The organism is Pedobacter metabolipauper (assembly GCF_004362715.1).
GTDB classification, from domain to species: domain Bacteria; phylum Bacteroidota; class Bacteroidia; order Sphingobacteriales; family Sphingobacteriaceae; genus Pedobacter; species Pedobacter metabolipauper.
The window spans coordinates 1-1348 of the sequence record NZ_SNYC01000005.1; the positions used below are offsets into that span (position 1 = coordinate 1).

General features: G+C 42.4%; 1 protein-coding gene. It reads right to left on the reverse strand.

Features of this window, described 5'->3' with window-relative positions; translation table 11 throughout:
* On the reverse strand, window positions 1-1348 hold a 1348-nt coding region (locus tag ATK78_RS22760), incomplete at both ends, for a cadherin domain-containing protein (RefSeq protein WP_166664869.1).

Consider the following 1348-nt stretch of genomic DNA (forward strand, 5'->3'; position numbering starts at 1 on the left):
GCATTATCGGTACTTCCAGTCCCGGTAACCAAAGTGTATGTAAACGTATTTGAAGCATCAGGATCCGTAGTGCTTAAAGTTCCAATTGTAGAACCTGCGGCGGCATTCTCGTTGATGGACGAGGCACTTAAAGCGATAGCTGTGGGTGATTCGTTTACATTAGTAATTGAAATTGTAAACTCTTTTTCATAGTAAAGGCTGCCCTGATCAGTCGTTCTGATACGAATCGAGTAGCTACTTTTTGTTTCAAAATCAGGACTTGGGGTTAGTTTTAAACTTGTCCCGTCAATCGTAAATGAGGTATTATCTGTGCTTCCGGTTCCGGTAACCAAAGTATAGGTAAATGTATTTGAGGCATCAGGATCAGTAGTGCTTAAAGTTCCAACTGTTGAACCTGCGGCTACATTCTCGTTGATGGATAAGGCACTTAACGCGATAGCGGTGGGTGCTTCATTGACATTAGTAACTGAAACCGTAAACTCCTTTTCATAGTAAAGGTTACCCTGATCGGTACTCCTGATACGAACCGAGTAACTGCTCTTGACTTCATAATCAGGAATATATGTTAATACCAGTGCATCACCAGATATTGTAAAAGCTGCATTATCTGTACTTCCAGTCCCAGTAACCAGAGTATAGGTAAACGTATTTGAGGCATCAGGATCAGTAGTACTTAAGGTTCCAACTGTTGAACCTGCAGCGGCATTCTCGTTAATCGATGCAGCACTTAAGGCGATAGCTGTGGGTGCTTCGTTCACATTATTAATTGAAACCGTAAACTCTTTATCATAGTAAAGGCTGCCCTGGTCAGTCGTTCTGATACGAACAGAATAACTGCTCTTGGTTTCAAAATCAGGACTTGGGGTTAGCTTTAAACTTATCCCGTCAATCGTAAACGAAGCATTATCGGTGCTTCCAGTCCCGGTAACCAAAGCATATGTAAACGTATTTGAGGCATCAGAATCAGTAGTACTTAAGGTTCCAACTGTTGAACCTGCGGCAGCATTCTCGTTGATGGACGAGGCACTTAAGGCAATAGCGGTGGGTGCTTCGTTCACATTATTAATTGAAACCGTAAACTCTTTTTCAAAATAAAGGCTGCTCTGATCAGTACTCCTGATGCGAACCAGATAACTACTCTTGGTTTCATAATCAGGACTTGGGGTTAGTTTTAAACTTGTCCCGTCAATCGTAAATGAGGCATTATCTGTGCTTCCAGTCCCGGTAACCAAAGTATAGGTAAATGTATTTGAAGCATCAGGATCAGTAGTACTTAAAGTTCCAACTGTAGAACCTGCGGCAGCATTCTCGTTGATGGACGAGGCACTCAAAGCGATAGCGGTGGGTG